Origin of the sequence: Kamptonema sp. PCC 6506, assembly GCF_000180455.1 — a bacterium.
Classification (GTDB): Bacteria; Cyanobacteriota; Cyanobacteriia; order Cyanobacteriales; family Microcoleaceae; genus Kamptonema; species Kamptonema formosum.
The window spans coordinates 51755-70771 of record NZ_CACA01000323.1; the positions used below are offsets into that span (position 1 = coordinate 51755).

The 19017-nt window shown below is 42.2% G+C and carries 14 protein-coding genes; 10 read left to right on the forward strand and 4 right to left on the reverse strand.

Going from position 1 to position 19017, the window contains the following annotated elements; translation table 11 throughout:
• Positions 1 to 283 precede the first annotated feature (283 nt).
• From OSCI_RS21265 to OSCI_RS21275, 3 genes are all read left to right on the forward strand, one after another.
• Positions 284 to 2038, forward strand: a complete 1755-nt coding sequence (locus OSCI_RS21265) for an iron uptake porin (RefSeq protein WP_007357203.1) — start codon at positions 284 to 286, stop codon at positions 2036 to 2038.
• Positions 2039 to 2237: 199 nt separating this feature from the next.
• Positions 2238 to 3704 (forward strand): ABC transporter substrate-binding protein/permease, encoded by a 1467-nt coding sequence (locus OSCI_RS21270; protein ID WP_019487624.1) that lies wholly within the window; start codon positions 2238 to 2240, stop codon positions 3702 to 3704.
• Positions 3670 to 4419 (forward strand): amino acid ABC transporter ATP-binding protein, encoded by a 750-nt coding sequence (locus OSCI_RS21275; RefSeq protein ID WP_007357205.1) that lies wholly within the window; start codon positions 3670 to 3672, stop codon positions 4417 to 4419. The genes OSCI_RS21270 and OSCI_RS21275 overlap by 35 nt, the downstream gene beginning before the upstream one ends.
• 115 nt (positions 4420 to 4534) lie before the next feature.
• Here OSCI_RS21275 and OSCI_RS21280 read toward each other — a convergent pair whose 3' ends face one another.
• From OSCI_RS21280 to OSCI_RS21295, 4 genes are all read right to left on the reverse strand, one after another.
• Entirely contained in the window at positions 4535 to 4723 is a 189-nt protein-coding gene (locus tag OSCI_RS21280) for a hypothetical protein (RefSeq protein ID WP_007357207.1), read from the reverse strand.
• A gap of 143 nt (positions 4724 to 4866) precedes the next feature.
• Entirely contained in the window at positions 4867 to 5259 is a 393-nt protein-coding gene (locus OSCI_RS21285) for a hypothetical protein (RefSeq protein ID WP_007357208.1), read from the reverse strand.
• On the reverse strand, positions 5228 to 5413 hold the full coding sequence (locus OSCI_RS21290) for a hypothetical protein (RefSeq protein WP_007357209.1): 186 nt from the start codon (positions 5411 to 5413) through the stop codon (positions 5228 to 5230). The genes OSCI_RS21285 and OSCI_RS21290 overlap by 32 nt, the downstream gene beginning before the upstream one ends.
• 122 nt (positions 5414 to 5535) lie before the next feature.
• Positions 5536 to 5940 carry an MAPEG family protein gene (locus OSCI_RS21295; protein WP_007357210.1) on the reverse strand — a complete coding sequence of 135 codons (405 nt, stop codon included), beginning with the start codon at positions 5938 to 5940 and terminating at the stop codon, positions 5536 to 5538.
• Between the two features lie 320 nt (positions 5941 to 6260).
• On the opposite strand from OSCI_RS21295, the gene OSCI_RS21300 reads away from it, so the two are divergent.
• The 7 genes from OSCI_RS21300 (at position 6261) to OSCI_RS21330 (ending at position 18984) form a co-directional block, all read left to right on the forward strand.
• Positions 6261 to 10898: a tetratricopeptide repeat protein gene (locus OSCI_RS21300; protein WP_007357211.1), complete on the forward strand. Its 4638-nt coding sequence runs from the start codon at positions 6261 to 6263 to the stop codon at positions 10896 to 10898.
• A 150-nt stretch (positions 10899 to 11048) separates the two neighbouring features.
• The gene (locus OSCI_RS21305; RefSeq protein WP_007357212.1) at positions 11049 to 12668 is read left to right on the forward strand and encodes a tetratricopeptide repeat protein; all 1620 of its coding nucleotides are present in this window, start codon (positions 11049 to 11051) and stop codon (positions 12666 to 12668) included.
• 122 nt (positions 12669 to 12790) lie between these two features.
• The gene (locus OSCI_RS21310) at positions 12791 to 13618 is read left to right on the forward strand and encodes a hypothetical protein (protein WP_007357213.1); all 828 of its coding nucleotides are present in this window, start codon (positions 12791 to 12793) and stop codon (positions 13616 to 13618) included.
• Positions 13619 to 13635: 17 nt separating this feature from the next.
• Positions 13636 to 14535: a hypothetical protein gene (locus OSCI_RS21315; protein WP_007357214.1), complete on the forward strand. Its 900-nt coding sequence runs from the start codon at positions 13636 to 13638 to the stop codon at positions 14533 to 14535.
• 183 nt (positions 14536 to 14718) lie between these two features.
• Entirely contained in the window at positions 14719 to 15453 is a 735-nt protein-coding gene (locus OSCI_RS21320; protein ID WP_007357215.1) for a DUF4214 domain-containing protein, read from the forward strand.
• 25 nt (positions 15454 to 15478) lie between these two features.
• Positions 15479 to 17872 (forward strand): glycosyltransferase family 4 protein, encoded by a 2394-nt coding sequence (locus tag OSCI_RS21325; protein ID WP_007357216.1) that lies wholly within the window; start codon positions 15479 to 15481, stop codon positions 17870 to 17872.
• Positions 17873 to 18012: 140 nt separating this feature from the next.
• Positions 18013 to 18984 carry a GDP-mannose 4,6-dehydratase gene (locus OSCI_RS21330; RefSeq protein WP_007357217.1) on the forward strand — a complete coding sequence of 324 codons (972 nt, stop codon included), beginning with the start codon at positions 18013 to 18015 and terminating at the stop codon, positions 18982 to 18984.
• Positions 18985 to 19017: the final 33 nt, after the last annotated feature.

The following is a 19017-nucleotide window of genomic DNA, read 5'->3' on the forward strand; positions in this document are numbered from 1 at the left end:
AAATCAAATTTGGCTGGATAGTTGTTATTGCTATCCTAGCTGTTTGATTCTATTCCTTTCTTCCCTGAGCATCGTAGCCTCGCTGATTCTAAGCTGCTACGCATCTAATTTGACAGTCAGTTTTTATGAGCTTCTTGTGGGATGGGCATCCTGCCCGTCTTTGTATTCGATTTAGATGCGTAATAGCTTATTCCCTTCTTCCCCTAACCCCTAGCCCCTAGCCCCTAGTCCCTTCTTCCCCTAGCCCCTAGTCCCTAGTTATAATTAGGTGTGAGTAGCAACAATGTCAAAATTTTTCGGGAAAAGTTTCTGGTTTTTCCTAGCTGTTATTAGCAATGCTTTGCTAGTAGAAAACATAGCTATTGCTACAGAAAAAACGGCTGCTGTTAATCAAATTCCTGATACTACAGATGCCATTGCAATTACCAACGAACTAAAGCAATTTGACTCGGAAATTGATGATATTACCAACACATCAAACGCAGTTGCCCCCATCGTCATTGCCAACGAAGTAAAGCAATCGCAACCCACTGCAATTGAGCCAGAGCAAAATCATCCTACTCAGATAGAATTTGTATCTAAATCGCAAGATACCAACTCCATGAGTCAGGTGACATCAGTATCTCAACTATCCGACGTACAGCCCACAGATTGGGCATTTCAAGCCCTACAATCCCTCGTAGAACGATATGGCTGTATAGCGGGATATCCCGATGGCACATTTCGCGGCAACCGAGCATTAACTCGCTACGAATTTGCCGCAGGATTAAACGCTTGCTTAGACCAAATTACCAGATTAATAGGTGGAGCTACAGCTAACTTTGTCACCAAAGAAGACTTAGCAGTATTGCAACGATTGCAAGAAGAATTTGCCGCCGAATTAGCTACTCTGCGAGGTCGAGTAGATAGCTTAGAAGCGCGGGCAACGGAACTCGAAGCCAATCAATTCTCAACCACAACCAAGCTAAATGGAGAAACCATTTGGGGAATCACCGATACCTTCGGAGATGGCACTGCTGATGATGATAATACTAATACAAACTTTGGCTACCGGGTGCGCTTGAATTTCGACACTAGCTTTACTGGCGAAGACAGATTGAGAACCAGGTTGCAAGCGAGAAATATGGCGAGGTTGGATCGCACAACTGGAACCCCAATGACTCGCACGAACTTTGACGGCGATGACGGTTCCCAAATCATTCTCGATAAATTAAGCTATCTCTTTCCCCTTGGTAATAACACTACTGTTGAAATTGGGGCAAAAGGACTTACTTCTGACGATGTGGGCCCGATTATTAATCCCTATTTAGCGGGTTCCGCTGACGGTGCTGTTTCTCGATTTGGGGCCTTCAATCCTGCTATTTACAACACCCCTGGAGAAACAGGAATTGCGATTAATCATCGATTAGGAAATAAGCTGAATTTAACTTTGAGCTATCTCGCTAATACTGCCGCCGATCCTACTGAAGGTAACGGACTTTTTAATGGTAGCTACGGCGCTTTAGCTCAATTGACCTATTCACCAACTCCTCAGATCGATCTGGCATTAAGTTATGTCCGAAGTTACTCCCGCCGCAATGATGTTAACTTGTCTATCGGCACCGGCAGCAATAATGCTAATGAGCCTTTTGGCCAAGAAGCTACCAGAGGAAATCACTACGGTTTTGAGGTAAGTTGGCAACTTTCCCCTCGATTTGCCCTTGCAAGTTGGGTAGGATATGTAGATGCTAAACAGTTGTCTGGGGGAGATGCAAGTGCGGGGATTTGGAACGGTGCGATCGCTTTTGCTTTCCCGGATTTGTTGAAAGAAGGCAACCTTGGTGGCATCATTGTTGGTATACCGCCAAAGGTGACTGAGAATGATATTAAGAGTAATAGAGATGATGCTACTTCTCTCCATGTAGAAGCTCTATATCGCATCCAAGTGAATGACTTTATCAGCGTTACCCCTGGCTTTTATGTGATTACCAATACAGATCACGACAGCGACAATGATACAACATGGGTAGGAGTTCTGCGAACTAGCTTTACTTTCTAAACATTTAAGTAGGGTGCATTAATTTATGTACCCTACAAGTAAATTTATGGGATAATTATCTATTGGGAAGAGGACTTACTATAATTGTTGATAGCGCCGCCGTCCTAGCCATATCTTGACTGCCGGGACGGTGGCGCATTAAACTAAGCCACAGAAGTGTTTACCTAGTTTGCTGGGATTGTTAAGGGGAATGCTGAAGATGAAACGGTGGAAAAAATTAAAATCCTTGATGGTGGTTGCGATCGCCGTCGCTTTCTCCTTGATTGCGATCGCGAGTTATTCTCAAACCGCCAACAAGACTTTAACAATGGCGACTTCCCCTGATTACCCGCCCTATGAATTTAAAGATACCGCTGTTAGTGGTAATGAAATTATCGGTTTTGACGTAGATATCGCCAAATATATTACGAAAGAATTAGGCTATCAATTCCAAATCATCGGTATGGATTTTAACGGCTTAATTCCTGCTTTGCAAGCAGGGCGAGCCGATTTTGTAATGGCAGGGATGACTCCCACACCTGAACGAAAAAAAAATGTTGATTTTTCCGATCTTTATTACGAAGCTCAAAATACAATTGTCGCTAATAAAGGAAGCAAACTAACCAAACCTGAAGATTTAGCAGGTAAGAAAGTAGGCGTACAACTGGGAAGTATTCAGCAGGAAGCTGTCAAAAAGATGGCGGGAGTGGAGGTAGTTTCCCTAAATAAAATTGCTGATATCATTCAAGAAGTTAAATCCAATCGATTGACTGCCGGGATAATTGAAGATACTGTCGCTAAGGGTTATGCAGAATCAAATCCCGACTTGGAATTTAATGTAATTCCTAATACTGAAGAAAGCGGTTCTGCGATCGCCTTTCCCAAAGGTTCGAGATTAGTTCCAGAGTTTAATCGCGTCCTCCAGCAAATGAAAGACAATGGTAAACTTAAGGAACTAGCTACTCAGTGGTTTTCTCGACCAATAGCTCAAGAACCGACTACAGATCAGCCAGCCGCTACCCCAAAGTTCGGTCTAGATTTTGGCAAAATATTGCCAAATCTGCCTTTTATCTTAGGCGGAATCTGGGTCACATTAACATTTACCCTGCTGTCAGCATTTTTGGGATTTATTTGGGGAATTGTCCTGTCTCTCTTTAAGATTTCTACCATTAAACCGCTTTCCTTATTTGCCAATGGCTACACTTCAATTTTCCGGGGAACGCCCCTAATTTTGCAGTTAACTTTAGTTTACTTTGCAACGCCACAGCTTACGGGGTATAATATATCAGCGCTGCAAGCTGGTGTGATTACTTTTTTCCTCAATTCTGGGGCTTATATCTCCGAAACAATTCGCGCTGGAATTCAAGCTGTAGATAAAGGGCAAAAGGAAGCAGCAGAATCCCTTGGTGTTCCCTACAAACTAATGATGGGGGATATTATTTTACCGCAGGCTTTAAAAAATATTTTGCCTGCCTTGGTAAATGAAAGTATTGCTTTGTTGAAAGACTCAGCTTTAGTTTCAGTAATTGGCGTAGAAGATTTGCTACGTCGCGCTACAATTGTCGGAGCAGAGAAGTATATTTACTTTGAACCTTTGATATTTGTGGGAATAATTTACTACTTAATGGTGCTTAGTTTAACTTGGGGGGCAAATGTACTCGAACGCAGACTCCAAAGTAGCAGTTAAGGTTGACAGACTCTATAAATCCTTTGGGAATCTCAAGGTTTTGCGCGAGATTAGCACTGAGATTAATCAAGGAGAAGTGATTGCTATTATCGGCCCTTCCGGGTGCGGTAAGTCTACTTTTTTACGCTGTTTAAATTTACTGGAAATTCCTACTTCTGGAAATATCTACATTGACGGAGTTGATATTACTTCGGCGAATGTAGATATTCTGAAAATTCGCCAGAAAGTAGGGATGGTATTTCAACATTTTCATTTATTCCCGCACATGACGGTACTGCAAAATGTGATTTATGCGCCTATAAAGGTGAAGCAGGTTGCTAAGGATGAGGCGCATCAAAAGGGATTAGAATTACTTGAAAAAGTAGGTTTGTCAGATAAGGCGGAGGTTTACCCTTCTAAGCTGTCGGGAGGACAAAAACAGCGGGTGGCGATCGCGCGATCCTTGGCAATGGAACCGGAAATTTTGTTAATGGACGAACCGACTTCTGCACTCGATCCAGAAATGGTTAAAGAAGTGTTAGATGTGATGAAAGCTTTAGCGCAGACGGGAATTACAATGGCAATTGTCACTCACGAGATGGGATTTGCGCGGGAAGTAGCTCACCGGATATTATTTCTGGATGGCGGAAAAGTAGCTGAGGATGAACCGCCGAGGGAGTTTTTCAGTAACCCGAAGTGCGATCGCGCCAAGCAATTTTTGGAAAAAATGCTTTAATATTAAATCGGGTTAGTTATCCCCTTTATTTGTCGGCGATTGAAATCGCTACTACACAAACTAAGTCCGCCTACGCGGACTATAAGAAAAAGGGATAATAAACCCAGAGTTGATATTAGCTATTCAACCAATATGTCTTCCAAATTGCCTGAATTCTCGCTTGCTGTTCTAGTACGAGTTCCCTATAAACCTGCATTATTTCTTCATGGGTGAAGTCAATAATTAAGGCAGCTAATTGACCCGCCGTTTCCGCTTCTAGCATTAATAATTTCAGTTTTTCCATTTCTTCTCGATTCGTCGTCATTACTACGTTATATCATGTCTGGTTAAATACTTGTCATCCAAAACGCAAGCGAATTGCTTCGCTTCCCGCCACGCTTCGCTCGCGGCTTCGGCTTCTCGCTTTTGACAGAGCGCAAGTAATTTGCCGGACATGATATTATTATATCAATTTATAGCCTCAGCTTTATGTGGATTAGCCGTACAAATCTCTTTAACTCTTGCATTAAGAGTGTTGAGTTGGTGATTGTCCATTCTATCTAACTGTTGCGCCGATATTCTCACTTCCCCGCTGCATAGCTCAGATCGCAGTTCCTCATCAATCTCAAGTATCTCTCGATCGGAGGTTAACAGTCTTTGGAGCAAAATTTCAATTTCTCTGTCTAATTTACGTCTACCTTCCTCAAAAAAGTCTTGAGAATTCGATCTAAATAAACCGCTATTCACCCGCTGAATTTGACTATTAGTCAAAGGGTTAGCCAAGGCAGGAATTACAGAGAATGCTGCCAAAAATAATGTAATTCCCAGACTAGAAATTATCTGTTTTTGAAGGATTTTCATAAATATCTGGATGAGTTTCAGTTATAGTTTCCCTTTTCTCTGACTCATCGGCTAATCGATCTGCTGCTTCCATTTTATCTTGCCATTCAGAAAGCTGTTCAAAGAGGTGTTGGCTGATTTCAAATTTAACTTTATCTTTCTCTTTCTCTGACATATTTTCTCCTAAATATAGCTAGGGTAAAGAAGGGGCTAGGGGTTAGGGAAGAAGGAAGAAGGGAATAGAATTAAGGGTGGAAGGAAGCTTATAGCAATTCTAAGTTAATCTGACTCAATTAGCTATGGTGAAGTATTAAATAATTGCAAAATTATGCCGATTAAAGAACCTCCAATGAGAGTAAAATTAGCAAAGGAAGTAATTCCAAAACCGAGCATACGTTTTTCCGCAGCTTGATAGTAACCCCAAGCAAATAAAATGCGCCCAACTAACCAAAATGCACCAATTCCAGAAGCCCAAATTGGACTGATAAACTCGGAAAATAGCCACAGTGACGGCAAAAAGATGACAAGTTGCTCTAAAGTATTCTGCTGAACGCGCACCACGCGCTCAAAGTCAGGAGTCCCTGTCATCTGGGGGGGAGATATTTTATACTTAGCTCTAGCTCTCCCGACGTTGATGATGAAAACTAAGTAGACGAGTAAAGCTGAGGCAGTTACTAAACTAGGCCAAGGCGACACGGGCATTCTCCCAAGAATATATCCATATATTATAACAATTATCAGACTGGCACAGAGATCCCGCTAACTTGGTTCCTGACTCTGATTTTGTGGCGATCGCGATTTTTGAGCCGATCTCGCCAATATTCCCTGATTCAGTTTGTATAGAGATATGCAGGCGATAGCAGGTAGCCGGGAACAGGATCGCAAGGGTGAGCGTCAGCAGCACAGGTCAATAACTAACCATCTCACGCGATCGCTAAAATTTTCAGCGTTAAGGCGTGCATCTTGAGTTAATATTGCTAAGTCATAACTAAATTATTGCTGCTTCTGGAGCTTGTGCAAATATGCAATCGACAGTGAATGCCGAATCGAGTGCGGTTCATTTCAACCAACGGGCAGAAATCTATTTATCCCAAGGGAAAGTAGAGGAAGCGATCGCTGCTTGCGAACAAGCCCTGAAGGTAAAACCCGATTTTGCACAGGCTCTAAAAACTTTGGGCAATGCCCTCCAAGCTCAAGGTCGCGTTGAGGAGGCAAGGCACTGGTATGCTAAGGCAATTCAAATTCAGCCAAATTTTGCTGAAGCTTATGCGAACTTGGGCAGTATTTACGCCGCTGAGCAAAAATGGTCGGAGGCCATCACTCATTATCAAAAAGCGATCGCGCTGAAGCCAAATTTCGCGGGAGTATACCGGAATTTGGCTAAAGTATTAGCCCAAATGGGCAAGGATGCCCAAGCTCAAGATTGTTGGTATCAGGCATTCACTCTGGAACCGGAAAAGGCAACGGCAGAGGAACACCTGAATCTGGGTAATAGCCTGTTGCAGCAGCAGAAGCTACAGGAGGCAGTTAATTGTTACAGCCGTGCCATTAAATTAAATCCTAATTTGGCCCAGGCTTACCAAAATTTGGGGGATGCTCTCAAGCAAGCGGGTAATTTGGAGCAAGCCGCCCCCTATTATAGAAAAGCGATTGAATTGAAGGCTACGAATGGTAAAACTGCAAGTCAGGGCGTGGATACTTTGCCTTCGGCAAGGCAGGCTATAGATACTCTACCTTCAGCCAGTCAAGGCGTGGATACTCTGCCTTCGGCAAGTCGGGGTGTAGATACTTTGCCTTCGGCAAGTCAGGGTATGGATACTCTGCCTTCGGCAAGTAGGGCAAATGGTACTGTTAAGCAGCGCCCTGCGGCACCAGCAGTCGGTGTTAGTACAGAAGACCCAGAAGCATACAATATCTTGGCGGAGGGGTATTTAGCCCAAGGGAAATTCCCCCAAGCGATCGCGGCCTGTAGGCGATCGCTACAACTTAAACCGGATGCGGCAATATACAAATTATTGGGGAATGCCTTCCAAGCTATGGGCAAGGTAGAGGATGCAAAAAACTGTTATCTCAAAGCTTTGGAAATTAACCCGAATTTTGCTGAGGCTTACGCTAATTTGGGTAGTCTTTATGGGGGTCAGCAACAATGGCAATCGGCGATCGCAGCTTTTCAAAAGGCGATCGCGATTAAACCAGATTTCGCTGGTGCTTACCGCAATTTTGCTAAACTCTGGGCGCAGGTAGGGAAGCCACAGGAAGCCGCAGAATGTTGGTATCGAGCGTTTAATCTCGATCCGAGTAAGGCAACAGCAGATGAATATATTAATTTAGCTAAAACTTTCTTGGAACAAGGGAAAGTAGAGCAGGGGATTGATTGTTATCGTCGGGGATTGGAGTTAAATCCTAGTTCTTCTTGGGGATACCACGAGTTAGCGGAAATCCTTAAGAATCAAGAGAAGTGGGAAGAATCGGTTGCTTTTTACCGCCGTGCAATTGAGTTAAATCCTGACCATTCTTGGTCGCACAATAATTTAGCTGATGCGCTGATGAAGTTGGAACAGTGGGAGGAGGCTGTTCCTGCTTACTTAAGCGCAATTAAGTTAAATCCCGATCATTCTTGGTCGCATAATAATTTAGGCGATGCGCTGGTGAAGTTGGAAAGATGGGAAGAAGCTGCTGAGGCTTATGCTGGTGCGAATCAAGCAAAAAATGATTTTTTCTGGTCGCAGAACAATTTAGCCGATGCTTTGATGAAACTGGAACGCTGGGAAGAAGCGGCGGCGGCGTACCAGCAGGCAATTGAACTTAATGCTGACCATTTTGGAACGCATAGTAATTTAGCTGAGGCTTTGGTGAAGCTGGAAGATTGGGAGGGGGCGATCGCAGCTTACCGCCGTGCAATTGAACTTAACCCGGATTTCTTCTGGTCGCATAATAACTTAGGAGATGCTCTAATTGAGCTGGAACGTTGGGAGGAATCGGTTCCTGTTTATAGGCGGGCGTTGGAACTTAACCCTGATTTTGCTTGGGCTCATTACAATTTGGGGCAAGCTTTAGAGCATCAGGAAGAGTGGGATGAGGCGATCGCGTCTTACCGCCGTGCTGCGGAGATTCAGCCGGATCTGCCTTGGCTACCTCAAAAATTAGCTGATGCGATTAGACAGAGGGCTCAATGGGATTTAGAGGCGGCGAGTAAGCTTTATCGGGAGGCGATCGAGTACAACCCGGATGATGTGCAACTGTATCATAAGGCCTTGGAGATTGCGCCGAATGATGCCGATCTTTATGTAGGGTTGGCTGATGCTTTGGTGAGACAGGGTTGGTTAGATGGGGCGATCGTTTTTTATCAGATGGCGTTGCAGATTCAGCCTAGCGATCGGATGATTTCGGCGCGGTTGGAAGAGGTGTTAAAAAAAAAAGGGGTGACAAAAACAGTGCATGGGGGTGATGGCTTAACGATCGCACCTTCCAGCAAAGCTATTGATAATATTGGCATTGGCGCAGATACGGAGTACCACAAATTAGGCGAGACTTTTCAAGCAAAAGGGAAAGTCAAGGAAGCGATTGCAGCCTACACCAAAGCGCTCGAAGTTAACCCAAACTACTTCGGGACTCACCACAACTTAGGGGATCTCCACAGAGCGGAAGGTAAACTGGAACAAGCTATCAATTCTTACCGTAAAGCGATTGAACTCAATCCCCAATTTGTGTGGTCTTACCATAACTTAGGAGACGTATTTCAACAAGAAGATCGCCTAGATGAAGCTGTTATCGCTTACCGCCAAGCGATCGAGGTAGATTCTACTTTTGGTTGGTCTTACTACAATTTAGCGAAAACTCTAGCTAAACAAGAGCGGCTTTCTGAAGCTTTGGAAGCCTACGAAACGGCGAGCAAACTCGACCCAAAACTTTTTGGTTTGGATTATCAAAATCTCCGAGATGCACTATTTCTCGGTCAAGACTCAGCTTACACAAGGTGGCGTGCTAAGAACAGCCCTAGAGAAGCAGATTTGCGAAAGATGGCTGAGACGGTAGAAATCTTTAGCTACAAGCCACTGATTAGTATTATCATGCCTGTGTATAATACGCCTGAAAATTATCTGAGGGAAGCCATAGACTCGGTTTTGCATCAAATCTATCCTTGCTGGGAATTGTGTATTGCTGACGACGCATCAACGGCTACTCATGTGAAGCAAATATTGTCAGAATATACAGCTAAAGATAGTAGAATTAAAGTAGTTTATAGAACTAAAAACGGTCATATTTCTCTCAGTTCTAACTCGGCTTTGGAGTTGGCTACAGGAGAATTTATATCGCTACTAGACCACGACGATACTCTGACACCTGAAGCTTTGTATGAAGTAGTGTTGCTATTGAACCGCCATCCTGAAGCGGACATGATTTATTCAGATGAAGATAAGATTTATCAAGATCGGGAATTAATAAATCCGTTTTTTAAGCCAGAATGGAGTCCTGATTCATTTTTATCTCGGATGTATACCTGTCATTTGGGAACTTACAGACGATCGTTAATCAACAAAATTGGTGGTTTTAGAGTAGGTTTTGAGGGAGGTCAAGATTACGATTTAGTTTTGAGGTTTACGGAAAAAACTGACAAAATCTTTCACATTCCTAAAGTTCTCTACCACTGGAGAATGCACGCTGGTTCTGCTGCTGGGGGCACTGATGCAAAACCCTATGCCTACGAAGCATCTCAAAAAGCTTTGCAAGAGGCTATTGACAGAAGGGGTGAACCGGGACAAGTGGAAAGTGTTCCTGACTTTTTGGGACATTTTATTGTCCGCTACAAAATTACTGATTACAAGCGGGTGAGTATCATCATTCCCACCAAGGATTTAGGCGATGTGTTGGATAACTGCTTGGAGTCTATCTTTACTAAAAGCGTTTACCCAAATTACGAAGTTATCGTTATAGATAACGGTAGTAAAGAGAAGCATGCGGCGGAAATTCTAGCGAAATGGAAAGCTAAGGAATCAAAAAGATTTAAGAGTTATCTCTTAGATATTCCCTTCAATTTCTCTAAGATTAACAACTACGCTGCTAGTAAAGCTGAGGGAGATTACTTGCTGTTTTTGAATAATGATACAGAAGTAATTACTCCCGATTGGATTGAGGGAATGGTTGAACAAGCTCAGAGAAGTTCAATTGGAGCGGTAGGCAATTTGTTAATATATTCTGATGATAAAATTCAACACGCTGGAGTTGTAATGGGTTTAGGGGGGGGAGTTGCAGGTCACAGCTATTATCATATGCCTAGATCGATTCCAGGATATTTTGGGAATGCGATAGGTCTCAACAATGTTTCAGCGGTAACGGCTGCGTGTTTAATGTGTCGCCGGGAAGTATTTGAAAGTGTGGGGGGATTTGATGAAGAGCTAACTGTAGCCTACAATGATGTGGATCTGTGTTTGAAGATGTTAGAAAAGGGCTATCGGAATATTTACTTGCCTCATGTAGTTCTTTACCATCACGAATCTAAGAGTCGGGGTTACGAGGATAGTCCAGAGAAGAAAGCGCGCTTGGATCGAGAATCAAAGATTATAGCAAGTCGTTGGCAAAAGTATATTGACAATGACCCTTATTACAGCCCTCATTTGACAAGGGTCTGTCAAGACTCTGGGATTCGGCTTGAGGCATAAATCAGCCCAAAATCTGCTCGCATTTGGATTGAGTATTTGAATATGAGCAGGCTGTCTGAGCAGAATTTGTTTGTGTTTTTCCCTCTCTCTGCTACAATTGTTGCACCGGAATTTAAAGTTTCAAGTCTAAGAAATATTGGATAAAAAGATATGAATGACTTATTAAAAAAAAATCAAGACAATGTTTCTACTTATTTTAACCAAGGCAACTTATTTAAACAGTCGGGCAAGTGGGAGGAAGCGGCGGCGGCTTATCGCCGATGTCTTGAGTTAAATCCTGATTTCTCTTGGTATCACCATAATTTAGGGGAGGTTTTGGCTCAACAGGGGAAGTTGGAAGAGGCTGGAGACTGTTACCAGCGGGCTTGTGAACTCAACCCGAACTCGGCTTGGTCTTGGCATGGTTTAGGAGAAATGCTGGAACGCCAGGGCAATTGGGATGGGGCGGTTGCAGCTTATAGGCGGGCTGTGGAGATATATCCAGATTTTTATGAGTTTCATAATAGTTTGGGGAAGGCTTTGTGCTTCCAAGGTCAATTGGAGGAAGCGCTAGGGTGTTTGCGTCAGGCGATTGAACTCGATGCTGAGTCGGCTTTGCCTTATGAAAATTTGTGGGAGGTTTTGGCGAGGCTGGGACAGGTGGATGAGGGGATTGAGTGTTTGCGTCAGGCGATCGCGCTCAATCCAGGTTCTTGGGAATTGTACATGAAGTTGGCAGAGGCGCTGCAAGGAAAAAATGAGTTACAAGAGGCTCTTGCTGGTTACGGAAAGGCGATTCAGCTTAATCCTGATTTTTATTGGCTTCGTTATAAGTTAGGAACGGCTTTGGCGGCTACAGGTCAATGGGAGGAAGCGATCGCATCTTATAAGCAGGCGGCTGAGTTGGAACCAGGGGCGGCGATCGTTCATCACTATTTGGGGCATACTTTAGCGATCGTGCAGCGGTGGGAGGAGGCGATTGTTTCTTACAAAAAAACCCTGGAACTCAGTCCCGAATCTGCTGTCGTATATCAGCACTTAGGTGATGCTTTGGCGAGACTACAAAGATGGAGTGAAGCTGTAGCCTCTTACCGCAAGTCTGTTAAACTTGAACCTAACTCTCTTGAGGGTCAAGACCATTTAGGGTTTGCCCTGACTCAGCTTCAGCAGTGGGATGAAGCAATCGGTTGTTACCGAAAAGCTCTGGAACTTAGTCCCAACTCGGATGTGGTGTACTGCCATTTAGGGGATGCTTTGAGACAAAGGGGCACTGAGCAAGATTTAGACGAAGCGGCTTCCTGTTATCACAAGGCGATTGAACTTACTCCCAATAATTTAGAGATTTGTCAAAAAGTATTGGAAATGAAGCCAATTGACCATGAAGCCCAATTCCAGCTAGGGCAGGCTCTAGCTGCACAGGGTCAGTGGCAGCAGGCGATCGAGGCTTATGTCCTATATATAGATATCAAGCCTGATAACTATGAGGTACATCATCTATTAGGGGAGGCTTTAGCTGCACGGGGTCAGTGGCAGCAGGCGATCGAGGCTTACCGTCGCGCTGTGGATTTAGACCCAAATTCCAGTCAGTCTTATCACAACATGGGAGAAGCTCTTATGGCAATAGACGAAATGGATAAGGCGATCGAGGCTTACCGTCAATCGGCAGAGTTAGATCCAGACAACCCTTTGATATACAATAATTTAGGTGATGCTCTAGCTAAACAAGGTAAAGTAGATGAAGCGAGTGCTGCCTACCGCCGATCTGTTGAGCTTGAAACTAAAGTTTTCTGAGTTTCAAAAATTTAGTCTCTGTTAGTTAGAGCGAATACCTCTTAATAACTCTTGGCAGAAGGCGAGTACTTTGTGCTTTTTAATTACAAAAATATTTGTTTTTTTGAGTCGGAGACAAAAATATGCCTAACGATATGACTGCGGGAGCTATTCAATCTCGCATTCTTCAATACGCTTCGCTGAGATACGAGTTGAAAACAACAAATCATCAACAGCCTAATAAATTAATGGCTCTGAGTGTCATTGCTCCCGATCTAATAAAAGGAGCAATGAAAATATCAATTAAGGAGATATACGGACGTAATAACTTATTTCCTCCTGTAGCAGATGACAATTTTTTTGAAGTTGAAACCTATTTTTTAGATGAAGTGTTTAGAGTAGCTCCGAGAGTAAATGTAATTAACCTAGATGTTAGAGGCGCTGCACCTTTAATTTTAAAAGGAATGCAGAATCTATTAACACAAAATTCTCAAGTTACTATTTATATGGTTTTTAACTCTTCTCATTTTGACGACAATGGAGTTCACCCCCAAGATTTTATATATAATTTTTTACAAAGAGGTTTCTCTTTGGTAAAAATGAACATGAATGGTGATTTTTCTGCAATTTCTATAAGTGAATTGCTCAATGGTAGTTCAATCAACTTAGTTTTTAGTAAAATTGTTCAATCATGTTCAAAAAATCGGGATAAATTGGCTATAACTCAACCAAAAGTTTTTACGAATTATTCTTCAATACCTAATGATGACAAGTTAATTGGTGTACAAAGAAACTCGGATTATAGAGACAAAACTCCTAAAATAATCAATGGTAATGAATTCGTTGCTGAATCCAATATCACCCCAACTCTGGATGAGAAGTTGATTGATAAAGATCGATACACATTAGCTCTAAGATTATCAGGAATCCTAGATCCCAAAGCTTTATCGCCAATTGAAAAAACAAGTTAAATTTTAAAGAACATGAGTTGAGAAATCCGGAAAATAGCGAGACGCTAGAAAACAAAAAACAGTATTTATATCAACCAGGGGTTGTCGAGAAAAGTTTTAGTGAAAGCCTGGAAGATATCAAACAGCTTGGATATAAAGTAGTTGCTACAGCTATAGACAACGCTTCCCCTGAAATTGTAGCCAAGATACTTAAAATGGCAACTGTTTTGGGGATTGAATTTCAAGATTTTGCCATTAATATCGAGGAATATAATAAATATTTTGAAAAAGCTGAATATAGGACAAGATATCCTAATTATTATTCAGGAAATCTGCGAGAAAAATCCCTGGAACACTATTTGTGTATTTCGTTTCTAAACTTAAAAGCAAAAGATATCTTTGTGGATTTAGCTAGTGAAAATTCTCCTATTCCAGAAATTTATCATAGATTGACAGGAGCTAATACATTTAGTCAAGATATTATGTATTCACCAGGTATCAAGGATAATCAAATTGGTGGAGACGCTTGTTCGATGCCTGTACCGGATGGATTTGCATCAAAGGCTGCTTTGACTTGCTCTATTGAACATTTTGAGGGTGGCGCAGATACGAGGTTATTTATTGAATTGTCAAGAGTCATCAAACCAGGAGGCATTGTTTTTGTATGTCCATTTTATATATTTACAGAGACCGCGACGCAAACCGATCCTAAAGTCAGTTTAGCATCCCAGGTCAATTTTGATGAAGGGACAACGATATATTGTGCTGAAGGATGGGGAAACAGACACGCTAGATTTTATAGCCCGCAATCGTTTAAAGAGAGGATCATGAATCCAGTAAAAGATAAATTTAAGTTTGACTTCTATTACTTGATTAACGCACCAGAAGTAGATCCCTCTGTGTATCTACGCTTTGCTTTTACAGCCACACGCTTATAACCCAATAGTTTGGATACTTTGGAAAAAAATGGCTGAAAAATTTGATTTTTACTGAGTCGTGAGTTGCCTTAAACCCCTATTATGCCATTGGCAATCACAACCATCCGAAGTATTGATCGCTAGAAGATCGTTAATATTTACTGAGAAAATTAAGGCGCTAAACGGTAGGAGTATTGGAAAACTATGGACGAGAATTTAATTGAGACAAGAAAGCTTAGCGACGATTTTTTTTTGCAAGAAACTAACAACCTTAGTGATGAAGCTTTTTTGCAAGCAGCTTACCACACTTACTTGAAACGCGAAGCAGATGAGTTTGGCAAACATTCATATCTTCAGTATCTAGGTAATGATAGGAGCAAACGCCAGCAAGTCCTCAACGCATTTCAGGAATCACAAGAATTTAAGTTATTGAATAAATTTGATTACTCTAAATATCCTCAGCGTTTAAATCTCGGCTGTGGATTTGATATCAAATGTGGTTATTTAAATGTGGATCTTCACGAATATCACAAACCCGATTTAGTAGCAGATATCCGGTATCTACATATGCTACCATCAGGTTTCTATGAAGAAATAATTGCTCAAGATTGCTTAGAACATTTGCCACGCTGTGAAACTGAATTAGCACTAAAAGAATGGTCTAGGTTGTTAAAATGTGGAGGTATATTGAAGCTTAGAACTACAAGCTTAATCGATTTGCTTGAGCTTTTCAAAGCGGAAAACTATCAAACAGTTGAACTCCAACAGAAATTGCTTCAATGCTTATTTGGAACTCAGGCTTATGAAGGAGATTGGCATTTTACTGCCTTTACACAAAAGTTATTGACCTATTATTTAGAAGCAGCTAGTTTTGCCAAAATGGAATTTAATCTGATAGATGGCTGGTTATTTGACGTTACTGCTGAAAAATTCGGTTGAAGTACATACACATCGGTCAACAATTATGAAGATTGCTATCCTTGCTCCTAGTGCTGTTCCGTTTAGGATTGGCGGTGCCGAAAATCTCTGGTGGGGCCTGTTGCACCACATCAACCAACACACTCCCCATCAGGCTGATTTAATTAAAATGCCAAGTCCCGAAAGTGATTTCTGGGAATTGATAGAGAACTACTGGCAATTTTCACAGTTAGATCTAGGTCATTTTGATTTAGTTATTTCTGGCAAATACCCATCTTGGATGGTTCAACACCCTAACCATGTCTGCTATATGCTTCACAAGTTGCGCGGCTTGTACGACACATATCCTGCAACCTGGCCAGAAACTTACACAACAGACAATAGGGAAATTTCTTCCTTGCAGAAATTTATGCAGCAAAATAAAGGTACTAGGGCTGCACTTAGTGAGTTTTATCAAAAAATTAATCAGATTCGTTCTTATCAAGAGCATTTGCCAGCCGATGCTTTCCAGTTTCCAGGCCCTCTAATCCGTGAGATAGTTCATTTCTTAGATAGTATTGGCTTAGCACCGAGTGTTATCAAGAAATATGCTGCGATTGCTCACAACGTTGCTAACCGTAAAGATTATTTTCCTATAGGCTGTCCCGCAGAAGCTATTTATCCGCCTCCTATCCTGAGAAATCTACGGACAGGCAAAAGTGATTATCTCTTTACAGCGAGTCGGCTGGAGTACGGCAGCAAACGAATTGGTATATTAATAGAAGCAATGAAATATGTCAAAACTGATATTCAATTTAAAATTGCAGGTGTTGGCGACGAATTGAATGATCTGAGGCAACTTGCTGGCAACGATCCTAGAATTACGTTTCTAGGTTTTGTGAATGATCGCGAACTTGAAGATTTATATGCAGATGCTTTTGCAATTTTGTACATTCCCTATGATGAAGATTACGGATTAATTACTGTCGAAGCAATGATGAGTGGAAAGCCCGTTATTACGGCCATAGATTCAGGGGGAACGAATGAGTTTGTTCGCAATGGAGAAACTGGATACTCAGTGCCACCTAGCCCGCAAGCCATTGCTGAACGCATTGACTATTTGTGCCAAAATCGTGAGGAAGCACAACGAATGGGGGTGGCCGGGAAACAATTGGTGCAAAACATTACATGGGAAAACGGACTAGCAAAATTGTTAAGTGAAACCCCACCACCGTCTTTAGCATTAACAGTTAGAAAACGCCCTAAAATTACAGTGGCTTTGACTTATCCCATTTTTCCGCCTAGTGGAGGTGGTCAAAGTCGAGTTTTTCATTTATACCGACACTTAGCTAAGAAATTTGATGTTGAGTTAGTCACCTTTACAGATAACGGACAACCATTTAATGCAGAAATTGCACCTGGGGTTTTGGAAACAAGAATCCCCATGTCACCACAGCATTTAGAAGCAGAGACAGCTATCCGTTCAAAGACAGGAATACTACAAATTACAGATGTTGTGATGCCTCAATTATATCACTTGACACCTGCATACTTGGAAGCTTTGAGGAAGGCTGCAAGTGATTCAAACTTTATGGTTGCTTGCAATTCATATCTTTTACCTGCTATTCAAGAAGTTAGCAATCAACCTATTTGGTATGAAGCTCATGATGTACAAGTGGAAGTTAAGAAAAACATTTTTTCTCCTTATCCTAAAGGATATGAACTTTTAGAAGCCACTCGCCAGGTGGAAAATGAGTGTTGCCAACTCAGCCAGTTGATTTTAGTTTGCTGCCAGAATGATGCCTTACGAATGCAAGAGATGTACGGCGTAGATTCTAATAAATTTGTTGAGGTTCCTAATGGAGGCGATCTTGAGTCAGTTAGTTATATTTCTTTGGAGAAACGGATTCTCAAGAAGAAACAATTAGGCTTGTACGGAAGCTTTACTGCACTATTTATTGGCAGTTGGCATCAACCTAATGTGGAAGCAGTCCGTTATATCTTGAGCATCGCTAGTCACCTTCCTCAAGTGAATTTCCTGATTTTAGGAAATATTTGTTGGGCTTTTCCCGCAGAACAACTTCCATTAAATGTTAGCTTTATGGGATTAGTCAATGATGCAATTAAAGATGTTGTTCTGGGAGTTGCCGATGTTGCATTGAATCCAATGATTTCTGGTTCTGGGACTAATTTAAAAATGCTAGATTACTTGGCCGCAGGTATTCCAGTGATCTCTACACCTTTTGGAGCTAGGGGATTGAATTTAGAACACGGTCAACATTGCTTTCTTGCTGAAATAGACCAATTTATTGATGCAATTAGGTATCTTGCAGAGGAAGATAGCAATCTCAGAATTATGCGGATTGAGAATGCTAGACAATATGTGGAACAAAAATATGACTGGGCGGTGATTGCTAATAATTTTCTCGCTTACCTAAAACATCTGCAATTATGTGATTAAATTTTGAAACCTGTAGGCGGTTAAAACCGCGACTCAACTGAGCAATCGCCCAGCGTCTTGCATCGCGGCTGGTGAGCTACGCCAAACTATCACACTCAGGGCATTAGCTATTGAGTTTCCCACTTAACCGAGGATTTTTTATGACAAAAAAGGCTTTAATCACAGGTGTAACTGGGCAAGATGGCTCTTACCTCGCTGAACTCCTTTTAGCAAAAGGGTATCAAGTATTTGGGCTAGTTCGACGATCTAGTTCCAGCAATTTGGAACGTATTAGCCATCTCACTGGTGATATCCACATTCTTTCTGGCGATCTTTTAGATCAGTGTTCTCTTATGGATACGATCGCGGAAGCTCAACCCGATGAAATATATAATCTAGCTTCCCAAAGTTATGTACCGCTATCTTGGACTCAACCAGCCCTCACTGCCGAATATACTGCTATTGGCGTTTCCCGCCTCTTAGAGTCCATCCGCCGCTGCAAACCCGATGCTAAATTCTACCAAGCTTCTAGCAGCGAAGTCTTTGGTCAACCCGATGAATCGCCACAAACGGAACGCACTGCCTTTCGTCCCCGCAACCCTTATGGTGTGGCTAAGGCTTACGCCCACTGGATGACTGTTAACTATCGGCGACAGTACAACCTCTACACCTGCTGTGGCATTACCTACACCCATGAATCAGCCCGCAGGGGAACAGAATTTGTTTTCCGTAAAGTCACCCGCACTGTGGCAATGATCAAGCTCGGGCTTGCTAAGGAACTAAAACTAGGCAACCTTGAAGCGCGTCGCGACTGGTGCTATGCTCAAGATGCTGTCACTGCGATGTGGCTGATGCTCCAGCAAGAGTCCCTTGATGATTATATTATTGCCAGCGGGGAAACTCACTCAGTCAAGGAGTTAGTAGAGTGCGCCTTCAACACAGTTGGGTTAAAGTGGGAAGATTACGTCTCCGTTGAGCCTGAATTTTATCGCCCCGACGAATCCGTGCAGCTAGTCGGCTGTATTGATAAAATAAAAACGCAGCTTGGCTGGCAGCCTCAATATTCTTTTGAGCAATTAGTTGAAGTTATGGTAAACTACGATCTGAAAGAATTAACCGAAAGCAAATCTTAAGGTAATTTTAATTTTGATTGGGAGTTGCTAAGC

Excerpts from the sequence above, each read along its gene's own strand:
- OSCI_RS21270 (WP_019487624.1), top strand. The coding sequence starts at position 2,238 with ATGAAACGGTGGAAAAAATTAAAATCCTTGATGGTGGTTGCGATCGCC.
- OSCI_RS21285 (WP_007357208.1), bottom strand. The coding sequence starts at position 5,259 with ATGAAAATCCTTCAAAAACAGATAATTTCTAGTCTGGGAATTACATTA.
- OSCI_RS21295 (WP_007357210.1), bottom strand. The coding sequence starts at position 5,940 with ATGCCCGTGTCGCCTTGGCCTAGTTTAGTAACTGCCTCAGCTTTACTC.
- OSCI_RS21330 (WP_007357217.1), top strand. The coding sequence starts at position 18,013 with ATGACAAAAAAGGCTTTAATCACAGGTGTAACTGGGCAAGATGGCTCT.
- OSCI_RS21305 (WP_007357212.1), top strand. The coding sequence starts at position 11,049 with ATGAATGACTTATTAAAAAAAAATCAAGACAATGTTTCTACTTATTTT.
- OSCI_RS21320 (WP_007357215.1), top strand. The coding sequence starts at position 14,719 with ATGGACGAGAATTTAATTGAGACAAGAAAGCTTAGCGACGATTTTTTT.
- OSCI_RS21300 (WP_007357211.1), top strand. The coding sequence starts at position 6,261 with ATGCAATCGACAGTGAATGCCGAATCGAGTGCGGTTCATTTCAACCAA.
- OSCI_RS21325 (WP_007357216.1), top strand. The coding sequence starts at position 15,479 with ATGAAGATTGCTATCCTTGCTCCTAGTGCTGTTCCGTTTAGGATTGGC.
- OSCI_RS21275 (WP_007357205.1), top strand. The coding sequence starts at position 3,670 with ATGTACTCGAACGCAGACTCCAAAGTAGCAGTTAAGGTTGACAGACTC.
- OSCI_RS21290 (WP_007357209.1), bottom strand. The coding sequence starts at position 5,413 with ATGTCAGAGAAAGAGAAAGATAAAGTTAAATTTGAAATCAGCCAACAC.
- OSCI_RS21310 (WP_007357213.1), top strand. The coding sequence starts at position 12,791 with ATGCCTAACGATATGACTGCGGGAGCTATTCAATCTCGCATTCTTCAA.
- OSCI_RS21280 (WP_007357207.1), bottom strand. The coding sequence starts at position 4,723 with ATGACGACGAATCGAGAAGAAATGGAAAAACTGAAATTATTAATGCTA.
- OSCI_RS21265 (WP_007357203.1), top strand. The coding sequence starts at position 284 with ATGTCAAAATTTTTCGGGAAAAGTTTCTGGTTTTTCCTAGCTGTTATT.